The organism is Lactonifactor longoviformis DSM 17459 (assembly GCF_900129135.1).
GTDB classification, from domain to species: domain Bacteria; phylum Bacillota; class Clostridia; order Lachnospirales; family Lachnospiraceae; genus Lactonifactor; species Lactonifactor longoviformis.
Genome location: NZ_FQVI01000014.1, coordinates 31,762 through 52,560, shown reverse-complemented (window position 1 = coordinate 52,560; position 20,799 = coordinate 31,762). Strand labels below are relative to the sequence as shown.

The window sequence follows — 20,799 nt, the reverse complement described above, 5'->3', positions numbered from 1 at the left end:
CCCAAAATCGATCTGCCCTGTCCCTTTTTAAGGTGCAAAGCCTTTATCTCCATTCATATTTCGTCAGATGCCCTTCCAGCTGCATGTGATCAAAGTTATGCTGCCGCAGTGCTTCGTACAGTACAATTGCCACTGAATTCCCCAGATTGAGGGATCGGATATTTCCAATCATAGGGATGCGGATGGCCGTCTCCTGGTTTTCCAGAAGGATTTCTTCGGGGATTCCTGCGCTTTCTTTTCCGAACATAATGTAGCAGTCTTCTTCATACACAGCGTCCGTATAAGTCCGGGGCCCCTTTGTGGTGGCCATGTAGATTTTTGCCCCCGGATTTTTCTCCAGAAACTCTTCGTAGTTCACGTAGGTGGTTACATCCAAATCCTTCCAGTAGTCCATCCCTGCCCGCTTCAGTTCCTTTTCGCCCAGTCGGAATCCCAGAGGTTCAATGAGATGCAGCCTGGTCCCGGTTGCCACGCAGGTTCTGCCTATATTTCCTGTGTTCGCCGGAATCTCCGGCTCGTATAGTACGATGTTCAGTCTTGCCATATCCTTAGCTTCTTTCTTATAGTATTTTGTGCAGCTCATCCGGCTGGGGCTTATCCAGATATCTTACTTCTCCCTGGTTTCTCAGGATACGCTCCCTGCCCTCTGTAGTTTTCCCGATGACCGCTCCATGAATGCCCTTCTGGGACAGCGCTCTCACCAGATGATTTCCATTTTCCGCTGCAAGGAGCAGGGAACCGCTGGACGTAACCTGATAAGGGTTTAGTCCGAATGCCTCACAGATCTCCACCGTCTCCTGGCGGACAGGAATGCTTCTGAGATCTACCTCAAGTCCGATATCTCCGCCGCTAGCCATCTCCCAGAGAGCGCCGAAGATGCCCCCTGTTCTGAGGTCATGCATGGCGGTTACTCCCGCCTCCACGGCAATTTGAGCCTCCGGAAGCACTGACAGATACTGCTCAAAATTACTGGCTTCCTCTACAAATGCCAGAGAGAACCGCTCCAGCAATTCTGCTTTCTTCTCTCTGGCTATGGCAGCGGTTGCTTCCAGGCCAATCCATTTGGTCAGTACCAGATCCTGCCCCGGCTTTATCTCTGACACGGACATAAGATTTTGCTTTTTTATCTTGCCGGTTCCTGTCAAAGAAAAAACAGGCTGGTTCACTGCCTCTGTTACCTCTGTGTGTCCGCCCAGCACCTCCAGGTGCAATTCCCTGCAGATCCTTTCTAATTCCCGCATCCTATGCTTCAGATAAGATTCGTCTGTCTTTTTGGGCAGCAATACGGTAGCCATAATTCCCACAGGCTCTGCGCCTGAAGCCGCCAGATCATTTACCACAGCATACACGCCGCGGCTTACCGTGTAAATTCCCTCACCCGTAACAGAATCCGAGGAAAGTACGAATACTTCCCCCGGACCAATCTCAACTGCCGCACTGTCCCGGCCAACCCCGGGACCAGCCAGAACCTCTGCCCTTCTGTGGCTGATTTCTTTCAGTACAGAACGGATAAGCACCGGCTCCGGTAGTTTTCCTATTCTCATATATTTATCCTGCCTTCTTTTCCCATAATCCCATGAAACAAATATGGTTATTCTATTACCCGGGAATAAACATGGGAACCACCATTGCCAGAATAAGAAATCCTGCAATAATCCCGGCGATAATGCGTTTCGTCTTAGGGTTATTCATATTCATCTTTTTTCACCTCTTTATTCTTCCATATGTCGAAAGAATACCGTCAATGATTTTTGAGGCATCGCTTTTCGACAGACTATCCATCTCTGTATCAAATTCTATTTTATGATATTTTATCAAATCCCGCAAGTACCCTTTTTGCGCATTTGTGATGGAAGACTGTTTTTTTATCCTGCACACCAGAGGACTGCAGCAAAATGCCTCCGGATGGCTCTGGCCGAACTCCTCGAACAGTTTTTCATACAAAAGGTAAGTAGTTCTGGCATCGTCCAGCGCCCGGTGTGCTTTTTCCTGAGGGATTCTGTAATACCTTCTCAGGTACTGCAGGCTGCGGCTCTTCAGCTCCGGCAAAACCTTTCTGGAAATTGCCAGTGTATCCATCCCTTTTTTTTCAAACGCAAGGCCCTGTCCGGCTGCCCCATATTTTACAAAGCTATAGTCAAAAAGCAGGTTATGCCCTAGCAGGGGATAATCCCCGCAGAACTCCAGAAGTCTCGGAAGCGCAGACTCAATTCCGGGCTGCCCCGCCACCATGTCCCCGCTAATGCCGGTGATCTCTGTAATCCTTGGAGGGATCTCCCTCCGGGGATCCACAAAGGTTGCATAGGTATCTGCCACACTTCCCTCCACAACCTTGATTGCTCCAATCTCCAGAATCGCATCCTTATCCGGCTGCAGTCCAGTAGTTTCCAGGTCAAGGGTAACATATGCTCTCATGCTTTATCCCCCTTTTTCTTCCGTTCCTTATACTCTTTACAGTATTTCGTGAGAAAGCACTCCTCACACTTAGGATTTCTGGCAAAGCAAATTTGCCTTCCAAAGGTAATAATCTGAATATTATACAGAATCCAGTGCTCTTTGGGAAGTACTCTCATCAGATCATATTCAATTTTAACCGGATCTTCCTCTTTTGTAAATCCCAGTCTCCGTGAAATTCTCTTTACATGGGTATCCACCACAACACTGGGTTCATGAAATATATTTCCCCGTATCACATTTGCAGTTTTTCTTCCCACACCGGGAAGACTGGTGAGAACCTCCAAATCATTAGGTACCTTTCCCCCGTACTCTTCCACTAACTTTCTGGAACATCCTAAAATATTTTTTGCCTTATTCCTGTAAAAGCCTGTGGACTTAATGTCCTGCTCCAATTCCTTCAAATCCGCATTGGCAAAAGCCTCCATATCCGGATATTTCTTAAACAATGATTCTGTAACTATATTCACTCTGGCATCTGTACATTGTGCACTGAGCATCGTGGCGATGAGCAGCTGTTCTGCACTGTCGTGATTCAAATAGCACTTATACTCTGTTGTATACACTTCATCCAGCAGATCCAGAATCTCTTTTGTCCTTTTTGTCATATTCGTCCTCTCCTGAAATACTCTATTCCCCCAGTTCCCGGGGCGGAATCTCTATGGCAATAGCGTCGTTGGTCAAGGGGTCACGCGTTTTATACTTAAAGAGAATCCATCTCTCCCTCTTCTTCCCCCCTGTGTCTGCCGGGAAGCTAAATACTTCTATGTGAGTCATCTTACAAAGCTGCCTGGCCTGATACCCTTTGTATTCTGTAAGATAACGGGGGTTCTCCTCTTCCCGCTGGTAGAATGCATGTATCTTATTTCTAAAACTCCCCATATCTTTTGCCCAGCCAGGCCTGCTTTTCAGATTCTCCCTCAGATATAAATCATAGAGCATGCGCTCCTTATATTCCTCCAGATGTGCACAGTCCCATTCCATCAGAAATTCCAAAAAAATATCGTACCGCTGCAGCCTGGAGTGCGAGACTGCAAAATATCCCCGTTCTTCATAAAATGCGGCCAGCGTTTCATAAAACAGAAAGGGGGAGGATACTGTTGCTTCTATCCCGGACAGAACCGTAGAAAACTGTCCGCTGTTATAGTATGTTTCCACCATCTCCTCAATTCCCTTAAGCCTCAGCACATCATCATAAGACAGCCATTTGGTTCTCAAAACCTCATAAGGCTCTCTGCTCTGATAGACACATCCGTATTCTCCTGCTCTCTCATGCATATAAGATCCCTTCAAAACTTTGAGGAATCCCAGCTGCAGCTGATGGGGTCTCAGTCTGTATACCTGATCGAAGGAACGGCCGAAACTCTCATAATCCTCAAAGGGGAGACCTGCAATCAGATCCAGATGCTGGTGAATATTCTTTCCCCTGTGCACCTCGCTCACCACCTCAGAGACCCTGGCAAAGTCCATCTTTCTTTTTATGGCTTCTATGGTCCTTTCGTTAGTGGACTGCACCCCGATTTCCAACTGGATCAGGCCTGGACGCAAAGTCCTCATAAGCTCCAGCTCTTCCCGGGCCAGCAGATCCGCAGCAATCTCAAAATGAAAATTAGTGACCCCATTGTCATGATCCCTGATATACGTCCAGATTCCCATGGCATGATCCCTTCTGCAGTTAAAGGTCCTGTCTACAAACTTGACCTGGGGTACCCTGTGATCTAAAAAATACTGAAGTTCCCGGTATACAAGATCCAGTTTCCGAAACCTCAGTTTTTTATCAACGGAAGACAGGCAGTAACTGCAGGAAAAAGGGCATCCTCTGCTGCTTTCATAATAGATGATTTTATGGGAAAATGCTTCTATCTTCTCATAGGGAAAAGGAATCTCGTTCATATCTAGAATCTCTCTTGAGGGAGTTCTGCACAGCTGTCCTTTCCCGCGATCCCGAAACACAATTCCAGGAATCTCTTCAAGCGCTTTTTTTCCCTCGGTATAGTGCCGCACCAGCTCCAGAAAGGTTTCTTCTCCCTCACCGACCATCACCCCTTCCACCTGGGGGTACTTATTCAGGAACGATTCCCCGTCATAGGATACTTCCGGTCCCCCCACCCATATCCTGGTATGGGGCATAAGCTTTGCCGCCTCTGTTATCAGATCCGTGACGTAAGAAATATTCCATATATAGCAAGAAAAGCATAAGACATCAGGCCTCTTTTGATAGAGGCCTTTTAATATCTCATCCTTTTTCTGATTTATTGTATATTCACCAATCTCTATCTGTTCTTTGTATTCTCCGGCAAACGCCTTAAGAGAATAGACCGCCAGATTCGAGTGTATATATTTGGCGTTCACTGCCGCTAGCAGAATCTTCATCCAACTCTCCTATCTACTATTTCACGGCCTTCCCGCAGCCTTTACAGCAGCCTTCACAGCTGCAGCTGCAGAATTTTCCGTTTTTCGCATCTTTTATTTTTCTGCGGATGACAAATGCGGCGTAACCAAATATCAGAATTCCTATCAATGCTGTTGCCATACTTATTCCTCCTTAAAACAGACTTCCAATCTGGAATACCAGAACCGCAGCCAGATAAGCAACCGCCAGCTGAAAGAACACAGTCATCATCGTCCACTTCGAAGAGTGCGTCTCCTTGCGGATCGTAGCCAGCGTGGCTACACAGGGAGTGTAGAGCAGGCAGAACACCATCAGAGCATAGGCATTCAAAGCTCCGAAATTCTGTCCCGCCAGTATCTGGGATAACTGTCCCATGCCTTCCAAAGAATTAATATTGCTGATACCGTAGAGCACAGAAAAACTGGAAATTACTACTTCTTTGGCAGACAGACCGGAAATTAGGGCAACTGCGATCTGCCACATTCCCAGGCCCGCCGGAGCAAGCAGAGGCTCCAGCCACTTTCCCATAGAAGCTCCGAAGCTGGTTGTCACATCTGTAACCATCCCGCTGGTATTGTAATTCAAAATGAACCAGATTACAATAGATGCAACGAAAATAGTTGTTCCAGCTTTTGTCAGATAGTCTTTTACCTTTTCCCAGACATAGATCCAGATGGTCCTGGCATTGGGTGTCTTGTATTCCGGAAGTTCTATAAGAAGATTCGCCTCACCCTTGCTTTTACTGAACTTTCTGAGGATAAGGGCCAGAAGAATGGCCATCACCAGACCCAGGGCGTAGAGAGAAAATGCTACAATCATGGCATATTTTCCAAAAAACATATCTGCAAATAGTACATAGATGGGAAGTCTGGCCGAGCAGGACATAAAAGGGGTCAGGAGCATCGTCCTCTTTCTGTCCGACTCCTTTTCCAGTGTCCTGGACGCCATAATAGCCGGCACTGTACATCCGAAGCCGAGAACCATTGGAAGAAATGCTTTTCCTGAAAGTCCGACTCTGCCCATGATCCCGTCCATGACATAGGCAACCCTGGCCATATAACCACTGTCCTCTAAGACAGCCAGGGCCAGAAACAGGATAAAAATATTAGGCAGAAAGGTCAGAATTCCTCCCACACCTGCCATAATGCCATCTACGATCAGAGAAACCATCCAGTCAGAGGCATGCAGACTTGTGAGAAGATGTGTCATTCCCGCAAAAGCATAATCAAGTCCTGCCTCAAAAATCCCCTTCACTGCATCTCCTACCGTAAACGTACAGAAAAACACCAGAGCCATAATCCCCAGAAACACCGGTACGCCCCAGATTCGGTGAGTCAGGATACGGTCAATTTTCTCTGTTTTTTCCTCCTTTTGATTTTTATAAAACAGCGTCTCCTCTACTATTTCCTCTATGTAATCATACTTTTGATTAATGATGATCTTTTCATAATTCTTATCTACCACCTCACTTGTATCCAGTGGATGCTCTTTTAAAATCTCCTCATCGTTTTCCAGAATCTTCAGTGCATGCCAGCGAAGATTCGTATCCTCTGGCCACTTTTCATGAAGCATATGCTCCAGGACCTCTATTTTATCTTCAATATCCGGTGTATAGGAAACCACCGGATCCGTATTCTGCTCTTCATAATGGTGCTTCACCGCATGCAGCAGCACGTCCAGGCCGGTTCTCTTCCTGGCGGATACCGGAACTACCGGAATGTGTCCCAGCATCTCCGGCAGACGGTGCAGGTCTATCTCCATACCCCTCTCTTCCACTATATCCATCATATTCAATGCCAGAATCACCGGCTTGCCCATCTCCAGAAGCTGAAGCGTAAGGTAAAGATTTCGTTCCATAGCGGATGCATCTACAATATTAACAATGACATCGATCTCCTCATCCAGGATCGCCTTTCTGGAAACCTTCTCCTCCATAGAATAGGAAGTAAGGCTGTAGATCCCCGGAAGGTCAATCAGCTTTATCTTCTGTCCCTTATAGCTGGTCTCTCCTTCCTTGCGTTCTACAGTCACACCCGGCCAGTTTGCCACCTTAAGGTTTGCCCCTGTAAACGCATTGAATAGAGTAGTTTTTCCGCAGTTTGGGTTGCCTACAAACGCAACGCTGATATAGTTTTTCATGCTGTGTAATCCTCCAGATTTATTCCGGACGCAATGTCACTGCCCAGTGCCCATCTGGCGCCTCTTACTTTTATAATGGTGGCGCCATTCCTCTTTCTGTTGAGAATCTCTATCCTGGTACCTTCCAGGATACCCAAAGCCTCCAGACGCCTCAATATCTTTTGTTCCACCAGCATCTGCGTCACCCGGTATACGCTGCCAACCTTAGCTTCCACTAAACTCATTTTTGTCTCCCTGTGTATTTATTGATATTGAAAATAATTATCATTTACATTTTTATTATATTAAGCTCTTATGTGTTTGTCAATCACTAATATACAAAAAAAGGCAAAAAAATCCGGTGCGGTATGCCAAAAGCCTACCGCACCGTTTCCTGTCTATTCACGGGTCCCCGTGTATTGGTTTCCTATATCTTCATCTTCATATACTTTTGCCAAATCATTACTCACATACTCTTCCGGTTCCTGAATCTTTTTCTTACTGTGAGAGAATGCCAGCTTCAGAAGAATGGGAGAAATAATAGTTGTAATTACTACTACCACCACCACTGGACCCAGAAGGGAAGCAGACATCAGACCAACACTGTCTCCTTTCGCAGCCACAATAAGCGCAACCTCTCCTCTTGAAATCATACCCGTTCCAATCCTTATGGCATTCTTATTGGAATAGCGGCACATTTTAGCTCCCAGGCCGCAGCCCACAACCTTAGTAAGAACTGCAACAAGAACCAGTATCACTGAAAATGCGATCAGCATAGATGACATCTCCGGCAGTTCTACCTGGATACCGATACTGGCAAAAAATACAGGTGAAAGCAAGAGGTAAGACAGTGTACTGAATCTGCGGGCTATATAATTCGTCTTTGTCGTCTTTGTAATGATGAGTCCCGCGAAGAAAGCGCCTGTGATATCAGCAACGCCGAAGAATTCTTCCGCCACATAGGCAAATATAAGACAGATCACAAATGAAATAATAACAAATCTCTGCAGATCCCTTTTATATCCGGTAACCCATTTTTTAAACAAAATATGTATCAGATAACCGCCCAGTCCAACAGCAACAAAGAAACCGGCAATCTTCAGCAGGACAACCCCAATTTTCACCGACGGATCAGCCATGCTGGTGATCAGTGTCAGTGCGATAATACCAAGAATATCATCAATAATAGCTGCACCCAGAATAGCATTTCCCGCTTTCGTATTCAGCTTTCCCATCTCTTTGAGGGTCTCCACTGTAATACTTACAGATGTGGCGGTCAGAATTACGCCGATAAATATGTTCTGGAGCAGAAGGCTTGTATCTGCTGTTGATTCCAGCATTCCCGGCCGGTTAAAGTACCAGGCAACGCCAAATCCTCCCGCCAGCGGAACGATTACTCCCATAAGCGCAATAATAAAGGAAGCCTTTCCGCTTTTCTTCAGCTCATCGATATCGGTTTCCAGTCCTGCGCAGAACATCAGTACAATAACACCGATTTCAGATACCTGATGGATAAACTCTGTCTGCTTTAAAATGCCAAGAACCGCCGGTCCCAGAAGCAAGCCTGCCAGCAGCGCTCCTACTACCTGAGGCATGCGAATCTTACGTGTTAAGAGTCCGAACAGCTTCGTGCTCAGCAAAATTATAGCCAGATCCAACAAAAAATCATATGACTTCATCTTTCATGTCCCCCTTTTTCTTTAGCCAAGGATAATTATATCATTTGTCCATAAAAATGAAAGATGTTTTTTATATTCTTGCAGATTTTCTCTATTATTGCTATTTTTTACCGATTTTTGCATGAATACCTGCACTTTTTAACACGTATTACGTCCTATATTCTTGTAATTATGCTGTCTTTTATCTGGTAACATTTTTCAGCCATTTGTAGGTATGGTGTCTTTTTACCGAGAACGGTATCTTGATAATCTCATCGCTCACCAGGAAGATATAGACCCAAGGCATCGGCATCTTAAGCACAAAGGCAGCAAATACGCCCATCCCAATGGAGCATATCCACATAATCCCCACATCCAGCACCAGGCCGAACTTAGTATCTCCCCCTGCCCTGCAGATTCCTACAACCATAGTGGAATTATACGCCTGTCCCACTACATAATAAGACATAAAAATCATCATAATCTTCAGATATCCCTTTGCCTGGTCTGTAAGATTCAGCAGCGCACATGCAACGGGAGAAATCATAAGAATCAATACACCGCCGCAAATCCCCAGAATAATAGATATCTTCAGGAATCTTCTGGCATACTCCTTGGCCAGCTCCTCTTTCTTCTCACCTATAGATTTCCCTACCATGATGGAGGCGGCGCTGGCAATCCCAAAGCTGACTACCATTGACAGCTGCCGGCTTACCTGAGCTACCGAGTGGGCAGCCACTGCGGCACTTCCCAGATGCCCGACTATGGCCGTAATCACTGCCATACCGCTGCCCCATGCCACCTCATTGAGCAAAACAGGAAATGCATAGATTCTGAAGTCCCTCCCCAGCAGTCTGTCCCGCACAAAGAGATCCTTTATCCGGATTCTTACGGTATCGTTTATTTTCACCGCGTAAAAAACGACAATGATAACCTCTGTGGCCCTTGCGCATACCGTCCCCAGTGCAGCTCCGGCCGCCCCCATAGCAGGCAGTCCCAAAAGTCCGAAGATAAACACAGCATTAAGGATAATATTTACCACCAGGGAGATGCTGTACACCACAGTTGCAATGACTACTCTCTCCACACTTCTCACAATGTTCAGATAGACCATTGTAAATGCCGACATAAGATATGACAGAGATACAATCTTGAGGTAGCGTACCCCTTCCCCAATAATCACAGCCTCATTCGTAAAAAGTCTCATGATTGGAACCGGGGCAATCCATACAGCGGCTGTCACCACAAAGGCAGCCAAAAGCCCAATACGAAACGACATTCCCATTACCTTCTCGATGGTTCTGGTGTCCTGCTTTCCCCAGTACTGGGCAGTCAGCACACTGGCACCGGAAGTAAGTCCAAAAAGAGCCAGATTCAGGATAAAGAACACCTGATTTGCCAGGGAAGCGGCAGACAGAGCAATCTCCCCCACCTTACCCAGCATAATAACGTCAGCTGAGCTGACCCCCACATTAATCAGATTCTGGAGTGCCATAGGCAGCACCAGCCCCGCCACTGTGCGGTAAAATTGTTTGTTATTAATCTGCATATTCATCTCCCTGTATGTATTTCTTCCTATATAAATAGGCTTCCTATTTTCTTTCTCTCTTCCGCCGGGGCAGAAAAATAGAACCTGCAAACCAAAAAGAGATTCACAGGTTCTCTCAACAGGAATTACAGCCTCTTTGCCTATTATAGCATACTTAACGGCTACTGCAATAATTCCTTTAATATTTTATTCACTGCAGAAGGATTTGCCTTTCCTTTCATGGCCTTCATAGTCTGGCCCACCAGAAAACCAATGGCCTTCTCTTTTCCGCTCTTATAGTCAGACACAGACTGAGGATTGTCCGCGATAACTCCGGCAATGGTTTCTCTTAAAGCCCCCTCATCGTTTACCGTCTTCAGTCCCCTCTCCTCCACATAGGCTTCAGGGTCAATGTCCCGGGCAAACACTTCTTCAAAGACTTCCTTTGCCACCGTACTGTTAATCGTTCCGGCCTCTGTCAGAAGTACCAGCTTTGCCAGATTCTCAGGGGAAAACCGGATGTCTTCCGGCTCCATATCATTCTCCTTTAAAAGTCTCAGGGTTTCCACCATCAGCCAGTTAGAAACCTTTTTCGGTTTGCCGCACACTGCGGTGGCTTCCTCGAAGATATCGGCCAATTTTTTGGATGCCGTAATAATCTCAGCATCATACTGGGGGATATCAAATTCTTTTCTGTAGCGCAGCAGCTTCTCTGTGCGGAGTTCAGGCTGTCTCTCTTTCACCTTTTGTATCCATTCATCGCTTATCATTACAGGGACCAGATCAGGGTCCGGAAAATATCTGTAATCCTGGGCATCCTCTTTGGATCTCATGGCATAGGAGTATTCCTTGTTATCATCCCAGCGTCTGGTCTCCTGGACTACTGCTTTCCCTTCCTCCAGCAATTCAATCTGGCGTGCGCGTTCTCCCTCAATTGCCCTTCCGATAGCTTTAAAGGAGTTTAAGTTCTTCATCTCTGTTCTGGTTCCCAGTTGCCCGCTGCCCGCTTCCCTCACAGAGAGGTTAACATCCGCCCTCATAGACCCCTCCTGAAGTTTACAGTCGGATGCTCCCAGATACTGGATGATCAGTCTCAGCTTATCCAGATACGCCGTTACCTCCTCGGCACTTCTCATATCAGGTTCCGATACAATCTCTATAAGAGGTACCCCGCTTCTGTTGTAGTCTACCAGGGAGCAGTCCTCCCACTCATCGTGGATTAATTTTCCCGCATCCTCTTCCATATGAATCTCGTGGATCCCTATCACCTTTTTCCCTGAAGATGTCTCTATCTCAATTCCTCCGTCATGACAGATTGGCAGGTACAGCTGGGAGATTTGATAATTTTGAGGGTTGTCAGGATAGAAATAATTCTTCCGGTCAAATTTGCAGTACTGGTTAATCTTGCAGTTTGTAGCAAGCCCCACTGCCATGGCATACTCCACAACCTGCTTATTCAATACCGGAAGAGACCCCGGCATGCCCGTGCAGACAGGGCAGGTATGAGTGTTGGGGGCACTTCCGAATTCGGTGGAGCAAGCGCAGAATATCTTAGTCTTCGTCGCCAGCTCTACATGGACTTCCAATCCTATAACGGTTTCATACTGCCTGCTCATGCTTCCTCTCCTCCTTTCACCCGGTCCAGATTAGGCCCTTCGTATGACCTGGTCTGTTCAAAGGCATAGGCCGCTCTAATGATTTTCTTTTCCTGAAAACAATCACCTATCAGCTGCAGTCCAATGGGCAGTCCTTTGGAATCTGTTCCGCAGGGAACGCTCATTCCTGGTAAGCCGGCCAGATTGACAGAGATCGTATAAATATCGCCCAGATACATTTTCAGCGGATCCGCCAGAGATTTCCCCAGTTTTGGGGCGGTTGTGGGAGCTACCGGTCCCAGAATCAGATCATATTTCTGAAATGCCTTGTCAAAAGCCTGTTTGATGAGAGCCTTTGTCCGCAGAGCCTTCAGGTAATAGGCATCATAGTAGCCGGAGCTCAGTACAAAGGATCCCAGCATAATTCTGCGTTTTACTTCCGGTCCGAAACCCTCGGACCGGCTCTTTTTGTACATACTGTGAAGACCGTCATACTCCTTTGTCCGGTATCCGTATTTGACTCCGTCGAATCGGGAAAGATTGGAGCTGGCCTCTGCAGATGCGATAACATAATATGCCGGAATTGCATATTCTACCAGACTCAAGTCAAATTCCTCCACACAAGCCCCTTTCTCCTCCAGAGTTTTTGCCGCACTAAGGACAGCGGATTTGACCTCGGGATCCAGTCCCTCTCCAAGATAGTCCCTGGGGATTCCTATCTTCATGCCTTTTACATCGTCCACCAAAGCGGATGTAAAATCATAGGACTCTCGCTTAACAGATGTGCTGTCTTTTTTATCATAAGAAGCAATTGCCTCTAATATGGCAGCACAGTCTGCCACATCTTTTCCTACCGGGCCTATCTGGTCCAGAGACGAACCGTATGCAATCAGACCATATCGGGATACGGTTCCGTAGGTGGGCTTGATGCCGGTAACGCCGCAGAAGGAACTGGGCTGACGGATAGAACCGCCGGTATCGGAGCCAAGGGCGTAAAAACATTCTCCCGCCGCCACTGCCGCACAGGAGCCCCCCGAGGAGCCCCCCGGCACATGGTCCGTGTTCCAGGGATTCCTGGTTATGCCGTATGCCGAGGTTTCTGTTGTACTTCCCATGGCAAACTCATCCATATTCGTCTTGCCCAAAATCACAGCCCCCTGCCGCTCCAGGTTCCGGACAGCTTCCGCTGTATAAGTGGGTACAAAGTTTCCCAGGATGTCAGAACTACAGGTTGTAAGCATCCCCTCTGTGCATAGGTTATCTTTCAACGCTACAGGCACTCCGGCCAGGGGACCTGTCAATGTCCCTTCGTCTATTTTCTTTTGGATATGCCCGGCCTGCTCCAGAGCTTTTTTTGCATCCGTTGTCACGTAGCAGTGCAGAGTGCTGTCCAGTTTTTCAATCTGTTCCTGAGACGCCTCCACTGCCTCTCTCACACTAATTTTCTTCTCTTTTATCTTTTGGCCAAGCTGGACTGCCGTTAATGATAAGATACTCATGAATGTTTTCCTCCTACTCTACTGTCTTAGGCACCTTAAAGGCTCCATTTTTCTTTTCAGGAGCATTGGCCAGCATATTCTGACTGTCATCCCCATTGGTTACAGTATCCTCGCGGAAAACGTTATGAACGGGAAAGATGTGGGACATTGGCTCCACACCACTGGTATCCAGTTCATTCAGCTTATCAATATAATCCAGCATTCTTCCCATATCAATTTTGGCCTGTTCTTTTTCCTCCTGGCTTAATTCCAGCTTCGCCAGTATACCAACATATTCAATTGTCTCATCACTGATTCGCTCAGACATACGATTTCTCCTCACTTTTTTTGTCAGTCAGTTACCATAAACCATAGTACACTTTATAATCCAATGAGGTACTCCTCTCGCTGGGTACCATGTTAACCTCAAACCCTTCTGCGGATACCTTTGTTCCCTCCGGAAGATATAAATTCCGGACTTCTTGGCTATAGCCGGGATACTCTTCGGTGCGCTGGGAATCCAGCAGAAAACTAACTGTATATGGGGATTCACCCCCGCCCGGCAGTTCTATCTCTAACATACCAAAATTATCTGCGGCACTTACATCATAGGTTCCCGGGGGAAAGTCTGTTCCAGCCGAGTTATCCCCCTCCAGTGTCAGCTCTTCGGTGAGAGGGTTCGGCTCTGCCTCCTCCATTGAGGATGCCTGGGCGTTTTCTGTCTCCAGGTTTAACACAACCCCGCCGCTAATTTGAAGGACGGCGCCCTGAAACATTTTCAAATCTGAGATTTCCTCTGGGTCATTCTCCTGAAAGCTTTCATATTGATAAACATTGTGCTCACTGTCCACAATATTAAGAAAACCAGTGCCATCTTTTCGGGTACATTTATAGATTCCCTCGGGGAGATCTATGCCGATCTGGTAATATCCGGCGGACAGCTCTGCCTGCAGATACTCCCCTTCCTCCGGTATACTCTCATTCACAAACTGGTAGGGATCATAGCTGTCCGAAGAATCCTGTAAGTCTTTTATTGAAGACAGGGTCTCCTCCGCCCTCTTCTCCTGGTAGGCATCGTATACAGATTTTCCGATATTGGGCAGAACTCCTATGACTGCAATAATTATAACTGCCCATAACCCAGTCTTCTTGGCGGCAGGCTTTTTCCCGCTGCTGTGATAATATTTCCCATAATTTTTCGGCCTCTCCCCTGTACCCCAGGCTGATGATTTTCCTGGTTTCCGATTTCCACTGTCCGCCGCTTTCTTTACTTTCCCTTTCTTTTCTGACGCCTCTTCCTCATGAACATGTACATGGGTAAGCGGTTCCCTGTCACACTCCCCGCTGTTTAACCGATAACTGTCATCCGATTTCCTGTTGTCCATTCCACACTCTGTGCAGATGCCGTTTCTCACTCTGCCGCCGCACAGAAAACAAGTTCCAATATTTTTATTCATAAGCGCTTCCTATCTGCCTCCCCGGCTGTATTTGGGGCGGCAGCTCCGCCCCTGTTACGGTTCCAATCTTGACAGATCTCTCGGAAAAAGTGTAGTCTCACGCACATTATCTTCTCCGATGATCTTCATCGTAAGACGCTCCAGTCCGATGCCCAGCCCACCGTGGGGCGGCATACCGTGTTTAAAGGTATCCAGATACTGCTCCAGCCCTTCCTCCGTCATTCCTCTGGCGGCTAACTTTTCAGTAAGCATGCGGTAATCATGGATTCGCTGCCCCCCGGTAGTAATCTCAAGCCCTCTGAACAAAAGGTCAAAGCTCAGAGTAAATCTCCTGTCCTCCGGATCCTCCATGGCATAAAAAGGTCTTTTCTTTGAGGGATAATGTGTCACAAATACGAAATCTGCGTCATACTCTTCTTTAAAATACTGGCTGATTAGTATCTCTTCCTCCGGCTCCAAATCAAATGGATTTCGGATCTTACGACCATATTTTTCTGCTGCTAATTCTTTTGCTTTATCAAAGCGGACTGCTGGGATCTCATCCACCTTCGGGAGCGTTATGCCCAATATCTGAAGCTCTCTGGAGTACTCTTTTTTCAGAAGCTCCATCGTATACTGGAGAAATCCTGTCTCCATCGCCATAACATCCTCAAATCCCCGGATAAATCCGAATTCCAGATCCAGGCTTGTGTACTCATTCAGATGACGTTTTGTATTATGCTTCTCTGCCCGAAATACAGGCCCTGTTTCAAAAACCCTGTCAAAAACACCTACCATCATCTGTTTATACAGCTGAGGGCTCTGTTCCAGCACTGCAGGTCGATGGAAATAATCCAGCTTAAAGATATTGGCTCCTCCCTCTGCTCCCTTCGCACCTATCTTTGGTGTATGAATCTCAGTAAATCCCTGCTGATACAGGAAATCGCGGAATCCCCTGACCACCCCCTCCTGTATCTTAAACTTTGCCCGTTCTCTGATATTGCGCAGGGCAATGGGACGGTAGTTTAATTTTGCTTCCAGGGATGTGTTCATCTTCCATTTGGAAATTGACAGCGGCATTGTCTCCGCAGGCTCACTTAATATTTTCAGGCCCTTTGCCTCAATCTCAATGCCGTTTGGAGCTTTCTCTGACTTTTTCAGAACCCCGCAGATCTCCACGGCCGCTGCCTCTTTAACCTCTTTGATATCAAATTCCGAGGTCTCCTGCTCATAAATACATTGTACCAGACCTTCCCGTTTTCTCAAAATAATAAATGCAACATTTCCCATATTCCGGATGGTGTGTACATTGCCATTCACTTTTACCTGATTACCTTCCATTCCCTCCTGAAGTAACTGGCAAATTTCTAATGTTTCCGGCTGTTTGACACCTTTTATAAATTCCATATTTCTCTCTCCTTTACATTACATCCTGAATCCGGGAAGATGTGCACGTTCTTCACCGTCTGTCTCTAGTTTCCATGGCGCCATTAATAAAAAAATCCCGGAATATCCTTAGATATTCCGGGACGGGATCTCTTTGTTCCCGCGGTACCACCCGCGTTACAGGAGAACAGTTCTTGCTCTGTTCCTGTCACTCTGCACTTAACGCGTGCCACGTACCGACCTACTGCTGTTTCAACCGGTCTGCTCCAGAGTGTTCCCTATTGTCTCCTTCCCTTCATCAGCGCTCTCAGTCGGTGACGCCGAATTCCTGTCAAGTTTCAGAGAACAGAGTCTCTTTCTTTGCATTTTCAAAATTTATGGTATTGATAGTATCACACTTAAAAGTATATTGCAAGGTGTTTTTTAGATTTTTATCTGATTTTTTTCCTTTGATAGACGAAGGAGCCAGTACATGGTAGAATACGGACATAAACTAAAGTCCGAAGACAAGTAACTGTAAACGAAATATCAGCCTTTCAACCATAGGCAAAAGGAGGTTTGTCCTATTAACAATATAATGGAGTTCCGCAATCGGGAAGAATTCAGAAGTTGGCTGCAGCAGCACAGTCTGTCAGACACAGGCATCTGGCTTCTATTTGGCAAAGCAGGGGGGCCAAAAACACTTAAGGCAAGTGAAGCACTGGAAGAAGCCCTTTGTTTTGGCTGGATAGACGGGCAGATGAAAAGTATTGATGATAAAACCTATAAAAAATATTTTTCCCTGCGCAGGGAAAACAGTAAATGGTCTGAAAAAAACAAAGCACTGGCCAAAAATCTGGAAAATCAGGGAAAAATGACCGACTACGGCAGGGCAAAAATAGCCGAGGCAAAGAAAAACGGACAATGGGATGCTCCCAAAGCCCCAGCTGTTACAGAAGATCAGATTTCATCTTTATCCTCCATATTAAAAAATTACGAACCTGCATATTCTAACTTTTTGTCTATGCCCTTATCCGTAAAGAAAACATATACCCGAGCCTACCTTGACGCAAAAACAGATGGGGGACGTGCAAAACGCCTGGCATGGATGGTAGAGAGGCTCAATAAAAATTTAAAGCCAATGTAACTGTCACCACACTCTTTTCACAGGCGTTCTGCCAGCTGCTTTTTTAATTTTATAGTTGTACATTAAGGGGGTTTTGTTATATTATAAAGAATTAGAGAATATATATTTTAACCAACACCAAAAAGGGAGAATAAACATGGAATCATTTATTATACCAGAGGGATATACCCCCCAGCTTAGTCTGTACGATACCCAGATAGGAATCAAAACTGTCAAAGATTTTTTTCAGCAGACACTGATCCAGCGCCTGAATCTGCTGAGAGTTTCCGCGCCCCTGATCGTAACCCCCGAATCCGGCCTCAACGATAATCTGAACGGGTTTGAGCGCCCGGTATCCTTCGGCATCAGAGAACAGGAGGACTCTCCGGCAGAGATCGTACATTCCCTTGCAAAGTGGAAACGTTATGCTCTTTACAAATACGGTTTTTCCTACGGCGAAGGCCTGTACACAGATATGAACGCTATACGCCGGGATGAGGATACAGACAATATCCATTCCCTCTACGTAGATCAGTGGGATTGGGAAAAGATCCTATCCAAAGAAGAGCGGACAGAACAAAAACTGAGAGAGATCGTGGCAACAGTTTACAAAGTGTTTAAAAAAACAGAGAAATATATGGCCATTCAGTACGACTACATAGAAGAAATACTGCCGAAAGAAATCTTCTTTATCACCTCACAGGAATTAGAGGATAAATATCCGGACTGCACCCCCAAAGAACGGGAATATAAGATAGCAAAAGAACATGGAGCTGTATTTATTATGCAGATCGGAGATGTCCTTGCATCCGGTGAAAAACACGACGGCCGGGCACCAGACTATGACGACTGGAGCCTCAACGGGGATATTATTGTCTACTATCCGGTACTTGATATTGCTCTGGAACTCTCCTCCATGGGAATCCGGGTGGACGAAGCAGCACTCCTCAGTCAGCTGCAAAAAGCAGGATGTCCGGAACGGGCCAACCTTCCGTTCCAAAAAGCCATCCTGGAGGGAAAGCTGCCCTACACCGTAGGCGGAGGAATCGGACAGTCCCGTATCTGTATGTTCTTTCTGCGTAAGGCCCACATCGGAGAAGTGCAGGCCTCCATCTGGCCCCGGGAAACCTTAGATTACGCCGAGGCACATGGGATACCATTACTTTAAAGTGTAAAAAGGGGACGTGTTCTTTCTAGAAAGAACACGTCCCAAAATGGATTCAGGGTGTCCCTTTTTCACCCAGCCCTGTCCCCAATTCTATCTATCTCCTGCTTTACCCCCTCTATACTCTCCGCAATCCCATTTGCTTCCCTTAGTTCTTCCGGTTTTCCATACCCATACGCACACCCAATTGCCGGGATCCCCCACCTCTCCCTGATCTCCATATCATGAAGCCGATCCCCTATCACAACATAGGTTCCCGGATGTTTCTTTTCTATTATGGGAAATATCCTCCACTTTTCCTGGTATCCGTACGCTTCTGCAGGATAATATCCTGTAAAATATCTGTCCAGCTGAAATATTCTTCTGTGCTGTTCCATATATGCAGTTTTACAGTTACTAAGGAGCAGCAGAGTATGCCCTGCTTGTTTGAGTTCCTCCAGCATTTCTTCTGCCCCCGGATACAGATGTGCGTTTCCTGAATCTGTCTGTTCCTCCATGCAGGTTCCAATGGCCTTGCTGTATTTTTCTTTTTCCCTGTCAGATAGCGAAGGCAGAAAGACATTCCACATATCCCTGGGGCTGTATCCCAGCCATTTTGTAATCTCCGCGTCTCTCCACTCCCGGAACGGGACATATCCAGCCTCTGTTATCCGGCGGTACACCTCCCGGAAAGCAGGTATATAGATTCTTGCACAGTCATGAAGGGTCCCGTCGTAATCAAACAAAAGATTCATCTGGTTATTCCTTTATTTCCCGCATCAGATTAACCATCTCAATTGCTCCGGCCGCACAGTCAAATCCTTTATTTCCCGCTTTTGTCCCTGCTCTTTCGATGGCCTGCTCTATGGTATCTGTAGTGAGCACCCCGAACATCACAGGGATATCGCTTTTCAGAGATACCTGGGCAATTCCTTTTGACACTTCACTGCACACGTAGTCATAATGGGACGTACTTCCTCTGATCACTGCGCCCAGGCAGATCACTGCGTCATATTTCCCGCTTTTTGCCATCTGCGAGGCAATCAATGGTATCTCAAACGCTCCAGGCACCCAGGCCAGGTCAATGCTGTCATCCTCAACCCCATGGCGCCGCAGTCCGTCCAGAGCACCTTCTATTAGTTTTGATACAATAAATTCGTTAAAACGGGCAGCAACCATCCCCACCCTTATGTTTTCTGTAACCAGTTTTCCTTCATAAACTCTCATAGTCTATCTGTGTCCTCCATTCCCATCCTTTTTGCCCTTCCGTTCATCCTGCATTTCCAGTCCTTAATAATTGAGCATATGCCCCATCTTCTCCTGTTTGGTGCGCAGATAAACGATGTCATGGGCTGTAGCCTTCATCTGAAGCGATACCCGCTCCACAATCTCCATGCCATAGTCTCCCAGCTCATAAACTTTCTGGGGATTGTTAGTGAGCAGCCGTAACGTTCTGGCACCCAGATCCTTTAGAATCTGCGCTCCAATATAATATTCCCTGAGGTCCTCTTTGAATCCCAGCGCCAGATTAGCCTGCACCGTATCCATCCCCTGTTCCTGCAGCTCATAGGCCTTTAATTTATTAATGAGACCGATTCCCCGCCCCTCCTGCCGCATGTACAGAAGAACGCCCCGGCCCTCCCGCTCTATTCCGGCAAGGGCAGCTGCCAGCTGCTGGCCGCAGTCACACCGGGAAGAACCAAAGGCATCCCCTGTCAGACATTCCGAGTGAACTCTGCACAGCAGATTCCTGCCATCTCCTATCTCTCCCTTTACCAGGGCCACATGATGCTCCCCGTTTAGCTTATTCACATACCCGTAAATCTGGAAATCCCCATATTTTGTAGGCATATGAGCGCATGTTACCCGGTCAACCAGCTTCTCATGCTTCTTTCTGTACTCCTGAAGGGCTTTGATGGTAATCAGCTTGAGATCCCATTGCTTTGCAAGCTCCTCCAGTTCCCATCCCCGCATCATAGTTCCGTCATCTCTCATAATCTCACAGCAAAGTCCGCAGGCCTCAAGCCCTGCCAGCCGCATAAAATCTACGGTAGCCTCTGTGTGGCCGCCCCGCTCCAGAACTCCATTTTTTCTGGCCAGAAGAGGAAACATATGTCCCGGACGCCGAAAGTCTTCCGGCCCCGCCCCCTTTTCCACACACTTCATAGCCGTAACAGAACGCTCTTCAGCAGAAATGCCGGTTCCTGTAGATATGTGGTCAATGGAAACCGTAAATGCAGTCTCGTGGTTATCTGTATTTTTCACCACCATCTGAGGCAGCTCCAGTCTTTTGCAAATCTCCTCCCCCATGGGCATACAGATAAGCCCTTTCCCGTACTTGGCCATAAAGTTAACATTCTCCGTGGTGGCAAACTGGGCCGCGCAAATAAAATCCCCCTCATTCTCCCTGTCCTCATCATCTGTAGCTATAATAATTCTACCTTTTTGAAGCTCCAAAAGAGCCTCCTCAATCGTACTGTATTGACCCATTATATATCCTCCTCA

General features: G+C 46.8%; 20 protein-coding genes. 2 read left to right on the top strand and 18 right to left on the bottom strand.

The window, feature by feature from the left end; genetic code table 11:
• Window positions 1-43: 43 nt before the first annotated feature.
• From BUA56_RS13410 to aspS, 15 genes are all read right to left on the bottom strand, one after another.
• Window positions 44-544 carry a tRNA (cytidine(34)-2'-O)-methyltransferase gene (locus BUA56_RS13410; RefSeq protein ID WP_072852660.1) on the bottom strand — a complete coding sequence of 167 codons (501 nt, stop codon included), beginning with the start codon at window positions 542-544 and terminating at the stop codon, window positions 44-46.
• Between the two features lie 16 nt (window positions 545-560).
• On the bottom strand, window positions 561-1,544 hold the full coding sequence (locus BUA56_RS13405) for an AIR synthase family protein (RefSeq protein WP_072852562.1): 984 nt from the start codon (window positions 1,542-1,544) through the stop codon (window positions 561-563).
• A 160-nt stretch (window positions 1,545-1,704) separates the two neighbouring features.
• Entirely contained in the window at window positions 1,705-2,415 is a 711-nt protein-coding gene (locus BUA56_RS13400; protein ID WP_072852560.1) for a 3'-5' exonuclease, read from the bottom strand.
• Window positions 2,412-3,062, bottom strand: a complete 651-nt coding sequence (gene nth / locus BUA56_RS13395; protein ID WP_072852558.1) for an endonuclease III — start codon at window positions 3,060-3,062, stop codon at window positions 2,412-2,414. The genes BUA56_RS13400 and nth overlap by 4 nt, the downstream gene beginning before the upstream one ends.
• 22 nt (window positions 3,063-3,084) lie before the next feature.
• Complete coding sequence (locus BUA56_RS13390) at window positions 3,085-4,827, bottom strand: B12-binding domain-containing radical SAM protein (protein WP_072852556.1); 1,743 nt, start codon at window positions 4,825-4,827, stop codon at window positions 3,085-3,087.
• A gap of 16 nt (window positions 4,828-4,843) precedes the next feature.
• Window positions 4,844-4,987: a FeoB-associated Cys-rich membrane protein gene (locus BUA56_RS13385; RefSeq protein WP_084067935.1), complete on the bottom strand. Its 144-nt coding sequence runs from the start codon at window positions 4,985-4,987 to the stop codon at window positions 4,844-4,846.
• Between the two features lie 12 nt (window positions 4,988-4,999).
• Window positions 5,000-6,985: a ferrous iron transport protein B gene (gene feoB, locus BUA56_RS13380; protein WP_072852554.1), complete on the bottom strand. Its 1,986-nt coding sequence runs from the start codon at window positions 6,983-6,985 to the stop codon at window positions 5,000-5,002.
• Window positions 6,982-7,209, bottom strand: coding sequence for a FeoA family protein (locus BUA56_RS13375; RefSeq protein WP_072852552.1), 228 nt, complete (start codon window positions 7,207-7,209; stop codon window positions 6,982-6,984). The genes feoB and BUA56_RS13375 overlap by 4 nt, the downstream gene beginning before the upstream one ends.
• A gap of 153 nt (window positions 7,210-7,362) precedes the next feature.
• Window positions 7,363-8,643: a cation:proton antiporter gene (locus BUA56_RS13370; protein ID WP_072852550.1), complete on the bottom strand. Its 1,281-nt coding sequence runs from the start codon at window positions 8,641-8,643 to the stop codon at window positions 7,363-7,365.
• 181 nt (window positions 8,644-8,824) lie between these two features.
• Window positions 8,825-10,171 carry an MATE family efflux transporter gene (locus BUA56_RS13365; RefSeq protein WP_341443430.1) on the bottom strand — a complete coding sequence of 449 codons (1,347 nt, stop codon included), beginning with the start codon at window positions 10,169-10,171 and terminating at the stop codon, window positions 8,825-8,827.
• Window positions 10,172-10,332: 161 nt separating this feature from the next.
• Entirely contained in the window at window positions 10,333-11,766 is a 1,434-nt protein-coding gene (gatB, locus tag BUA56_RS13360) for an Asp-tRNA(Asn)/Glu-tRNA(Gln) amidotransferase subunit GatB (RefSeq protein ID WP_072852548.1), read from the bottom strand.
• Complete coding sequence (gene gatA, locus BUA56_RS13355) at window positions 11,763-13,244, bottom strand: Asp-tRNA(Asn)/Glu-tRNA(Gln) amidotransferase subunit GatA (RefSeq protein WP_072852546.1); 1,482 nt, start codon at window positions 13,242-13,244, stop codon at window positions 11,763-11,765. Before gatA ends, gatB begins: the two co-directional genes overlap by 4 nt.
• A gap of 13 nt (window positions 13,245-13,257) precedes the next feature.
• Window positions 13,258-13,551 (bottom strand): Asp-tRNA(Asn)/Glu-tRNA(Gln) amidotransferase subunit GatC, encoded by a 294-nt coding sequence (gene gatC / locus BUA56_RS13350; protein WP_072852544.1) that lies wholly within the window; start codon window positions 13,549-13,551, stop codon window positions 13,258-13,260.
• A 31-nt stretch (window positions 13,552-13,582) separates the two neighbouring features.
• Window positions 13,583-14,680 carry a hypothetical protein gene (locus tag BUA56_RS13345; RefSeq protein ID WP_072852542.1) on the bottom strand — a complete coding sequence of 366 codons (1,098 nt, stop codon included), beginning with the start codon at window positions 14,678-14,680 and terminating at the stop codon, window positions 13,583-13,585.
• A 54-nt stretch (window positions 14,681-14,734) separates the two neighbouring features.
• Complete coding sequence (aspS, locus tag BUA56_RS13340; protein WP_072852540.1) at window positions 14,735-16,066, bottom strand: aspartate--tRNA(Asn) ligase; 1,332 nt, start codon at window positions 16,064-16,066, stop codon at window positions 14,735-14,737.
• Between the two features lie 556 nt (window positions 16,067-16,622).
• Here aspS and BUA56_RS13335 point away from each other — a divergent pair.
• Together BUA56_RS13335 and asnA are read left to right on the top strand one after the other, a co-directional pair.
• Window positions 16,623-17,171 carry a YdeI/OmpD-associated family protein gene (locus BUA56_RS13335; protein ID WP_423241197.1) on the top strand — a complete coding sequence of 183 codons (549 nt, stop codon included), beginning with the start codon at window positions 16,623-16,625 and terminating at the stop codon, window positions 17,169-17,171.
• A gap of 136 nt (window positions 17,172-17,307) precedes the next feature.
• Window positions 17,308-18,318 carry an aspartate--ammonia ligase gene (asnA, locus tag BUA56_RS13330; protein WP_072852536.1) on the top strand — a complete coding sequence of 337 codons (1,011 nt, stop codon included), beginning with the start codon at window positions 17,308-17,310 and terminating at the stop codon, window positions 18,316-18,318.
• Window positions 18,319-18,386: 68 nt separating this feature from the next.
• On the opposite strand, the gene BUA56_RS13325 is transcribed toward asnA, so the two are convergent.
• From BUA56_RS13325 to BUA56_RS13315, 3 genes are all read right to left on the bottom strand, one after another.
• Window positions 18,387-19,049, bottom strand: coding sequence for an HAD family hydrolase (locus BUA56_RS13325; RefSeq protein ID WP_072852534.1), 663 nt, complete (start codon window positions 19,047-19,049; stop codon window positions 18,387-18,389).
• 4 nt (window positions 19,050-19,053) lie between these two features.
• Entirely contained in the window at window positions 19,054-19,521 is a 468-nt protein-coding gene (gene ribH / locus BUA56_RS13320; RefSeq protein WP_072852532.1) for a 6,7-dimethyl-8-ribityllumazine synthase, read from the bottom strand.
• A 63-nt stretch (window positions 19,522-19,584) separates the two neighbouring features.
• A complete protein-coding gene (locus tag BUA56_RS13315) occupies window positions 19,585-20,784 on the bottom strand; it encodes a bifunctional 3,4-dihydroxy-2-butanone-4-phosphate synthase/GTP cyclohydrolase II (protein WP_072852530.1) in 1,200 nt (399 codons plus the stop codon).
• Window positions 20,785-20,799: the final 15 nt, after the last annotated feature.

What these genes read in the sequence shown, in the direction of transcription:
- BUA56_RS13405 (WP_072852562.1), bottom strand. Translation starts at nt 1,544, where the DNA reads ATGAGAATAGGAAAACTACCGGAGCCGGTGCTTATCCGTTCTGTACTG.
- gatC (WP_072852544.1), bottom strand. Translation starts at nt 13,551, where the DNA reads ATGTCTGAGCGAATCAGTGATGAGACAATTGAATATGTTGGTATACTG.
- BUA56_RS13335 (WP_423241197.1), top strand. Translation starts at nt 16,623, where the DNA reads ATGGAGTTCCGCAATCGGGAAGAATTCAGAAGTTGGCTGCAGCAGCAC.
- BUA56_RS13315 (WP_072852530.1), bottom strand. Translation starts at nt 20,784, where the DNA reads ATGGGTCAATACAGTACGATTGAGGAGGCTCTTTTGGAGCTTCAAAAA.
- BUA56_RS13385 (WP_084067935.1), bottom strand. Translation starts at nt 4,987, where the DNA reads ATGGCAACAGCATTGATAGGAATTCTGATATTTGGTTACGCCGCATTT.
- BUA56_RS13410 (WP_072852660.1), bottom strand. Translation starts at nt 544, where the DNA reads ATGGCAAGACTGAACATCGTACTATACGAGCCGGAGATTCCGGCGAAC.
- BUA56_RS13345 (WP_072852542.1), bottom strand. Translation starts at nt 14,680, where the DNA reads ATGAATAAAAATATTGGAACTTGTTTTCTGTGCGGCGGCAGAGTGAGA.
- gatB (WP_072852548.1), bottom strand. Translation starts at nt 11,766, where the DNA reads ATGAGCAGGCAGTATGAAACCGTTATAGGATTGGAAGTCCATGTAGAG.
- asnA (WP_072852536.1), top strand. Translation starts at nt 17,308, where the DNA reads ATGGAATCATTTATTATACCAGAGGGATATACCCCCCAGCTTAGTCTG.
- BUA56_RS13400 (WP_072852560.1), bottom strand. Translation starts at nt 2,415, where the DNA reads ATGAGAGCATATGTTACCCTTGACCTGGAAACTACTGGACTGCAGCCG.
- gatA (WP_072852546.1), bottom strand. Translation starts at nt 13,244, where the DNA reads ATGAGTATCTTATCATTAACGGCAGTCCAGCTTGGCCAAAAGATAAAA.
- aspS (WP_072852540.1), bottom strand. Translation starts at nt 16,066, where the DNA reads ATGGAATTTATAAAAGGTGTCAAACAGCCGGAAACATTAGAAATTTGC.
- feoB (WP_072852554.1), bottom strand. Translation starts at nt 6,985, where the DNA reads ATGAAAAACTATATCAGCGTTGCGTTTGTAGGCAACCCAAACTGCGGA.
- nth (WP_072852558.1), bottom strand. Translation starts at nt 3,062, where the DNA reads ATGACAAAAAGGACAAAAGAGATTCTGGATCTGCTGGATGAAGTGTAT.
- BUA56_RS13370 (WP_072852550.1), bottom strand. Translation starts at nt 8,643, where the DNA reads ATGAAGTCATATGATTTTTTGTTGGATCTGGCTATAATTTTGCTGAGC.
- BUA56_RS13390 (WP_072852556.1), bottom strand. Translation starts at nt 4,827, where the DNA reads ATGAAGATTCTGCTAGCGGCAGTGAACGCCAAATATATACACTCGAAT.
- BUA56_RS13325 (WP_072852534.1), bottom strand. Translation starts at nt 19,049, where the DNA reads ATGAATCTTTTGTTTGATTACGACGGGACCCTTCATGACTGTGCAAGA.
- BUA56_RS13365 (WP_341443430.1), bottom strand. Translation starts at nt 10,171, where the DNA reads ATGCAGATTAATAACAAACAATTTTACCGCACAGTGGCGGGGCTGGTG.
- BUA56_RS13375 (WP_072852552.1), bottom strand. Translation starts at nt 7,209, where the DNA reads ATGAGTTTAGTGGAAGCTAAGGTTGGCAGCGTATACCGGGTGACGCAG.
- ribH (WP_072852532.1), bottom strand. Translation starts at nt 19,521, where the DNA reads ATGAGAGTTTATGAAGGAAAACTGGTTACAGAAAACATAAGGGTGGGG.